Consider the following 2,026-nt stretch of genomic DNA (forward strand, 5'->3'; position numbering starts at 1 on the left):
GGCGCCCTCGTGCTCCCCGGCTTCGTCGACGGGCACGCGCATGTGGTCGGTACCGGCGAGGTGGCATCCTTCGTCGATCTCTGGGGCGCCGGCTCGCTCGCGGAGATCCAGCGGCGCGTCGCCGCCGGCGCCGCGGCCGACCCGACGGCGCCCCGCGTGCGCGCCCATGGATTCCAGCACGGCGCCGTGCCCGGCGGCGTGCCGCACCGGCTGATGCTGGACGAGATCGTGCCCGACCGCCCCGTCTACGTGCAGGCGTACGACTTCCACTCGATCTGGCTGAACACGGCCGCGCTCGTGGAGTGCGGCATCACCGACGAGACGCCGAACACGCCCGGCGGCACCATCCACCGCGACGCCGACGGCACCGCCACCGGGTACATCGACGAGACCGCGATGCACCGCTACGTCTGGCCGTTCCTCGACGGCCAGGTGACGGATGCCACCCGCGACGCCGACCTGCAGGCGGTGCTCGCCGGCTACCGCGAGCGCGGGGTCACCGCCGCGACCGACATGGCCATGAACGCCGAGGACCTCGCCGCCCTGCGGCGCGCCGAGCAGGACGGCACCCTCACCGCCCGGATCGCGGCGCACTGGCGCGTGCAGCCGACCGGCTCCGAGGCCGAGAACCTCGCCCAGGTGGAGGAGGTCGAGGCGCTCGCCGCCGAGTACGCCGGCGACCTGCTGCGCGTCATCGGCATCAAGGTGATGATCGACGGCACCGTCGACGGCTGCACCGCCGCGATCGGCTTCCCGTATGCCGACGGCTCCACGGTCGACCCGATCTGGAGCCTCGACGAACTCGCGCCCGTCGTCATCGCCGCGGATGCCGCCGGCCTGCAGGTCGCCATGCACGCGATCGGCGACGAGGCGGTGCGCATCGGCATCGCCGCCGTCGAGGCCGCCGTCGCCGCCAACGGGCCGATCCCGCGCCGCCACCGCATCGAGCACCTCGAGGTGGTCGACCGCGCCGACATCGACCGGCTGGCCGCCCTCGGCATCACCGCGAGCATGCAGCCGGTGCACGCCGATCCCGCGATCCAGGACAACTGGCGCTCGAAGCTCGGCGACCAGGCGCGCATCGACTACGGCTTCCCGTGGACCGAGATGGTGGATGCCGGGGCGCCGCTGGTGTTCGGCACCGACTCGCCCACCTCCGACTTCGCACCCCTTCCCAACATGTTCGTCGCCGCGACCCGGCGCTCGGCCCTCGACCCGTCGCTGCCGGCCAACACGCCGCAGTTCGCGGTCCCGCTCATCCAGTCCATCGAGCACGCCACCCGGGACGCCGCCCGCGCCAGCCGTGCGGAGCACCGCTACGGGCGCATCGCCGCGGGGCTCAGCGCCGACTTCATCGTGCTGGACCGCGACGTCACGCAGCTCGCGCCCGACGAGCTGCTGCAGGCATCCGTGACCCGCACCGTGCTGGGAGGCCGGACCATCCACATCCGCTGAGTCCCCGACCTCAGCACTGAACGCAACAGCAAGGAGGCTGACGCGTGACCACAACCACCGTCATCGCGACCCGCAAAGCGCGGGGCGCGGGCGCCTGGCCGATGGTGAGATTCATCGGCGGGCGCATCCTCGGCCTGATCGTGACGCTGCTCATCGCGAGCGTCGTCGTTTTCGGCGCCCTCTACGCGGCACCCGGCTCGCCGCTCACCTTCCTCACGCACGGCCGCACCATGACCGCCGCGGCGAAGGCGCAGCTCGCCGCCGAGTACCACCTGAACGACCCGATCCCGGTTCAGTACCTGCGCTGGCTGGCCGGGGCCGTCCACGGCGACTTCGGCACGTCGATCATCTACCACGTGCCGGTCTCGCAGATGGTCGGATCCCGCTCCGGCACGACCGTGCTGCTCGTGGTGATGGCCGCGGTCGTCGTGCTGGTCGCGGGCCTGGCGATCGGCCTGTACGCCGGGCTGCGGCCCGGCTGGCTGTCGCGCTCCGCGATGGCCGGGGCGACCGCGATGATGGCGGTGCCCACGTTCGTCGCCGCCGTCGTGCTGATCTCGGTGTTCGCCGT

General features: G+C 72.7%; 1 protein-coding gene and 1 pseudogene. Both read left to right on the forward strand.

What is annotated here, in order from left to right; all coding sequences use genetic code 11:
- Positions 1 to 1,455: amidohydrolase (locus VJR25_RS13940; protein ID WP_324116028.1), on the forward strand; the 1,455-nt coding region annotated here is incomplete at its 5' end.
- A 44-nt stretch (positions 1,456 to 1,499) separates the two neighbouring features.
- Positions 1,500 to 2,026, forward strand: a pseudogene (locus VJR25_RS13945) (ABC transporter permease); the annotation flags it as partial.

It is taken from the genome of Microbacterium sp. (assembly GCF_035277845.1).
GTDB lineage: Bacteria > Actinomycetota > Actinomycetes > Actinomycetales > Microbacteriaceae > Microbacterium.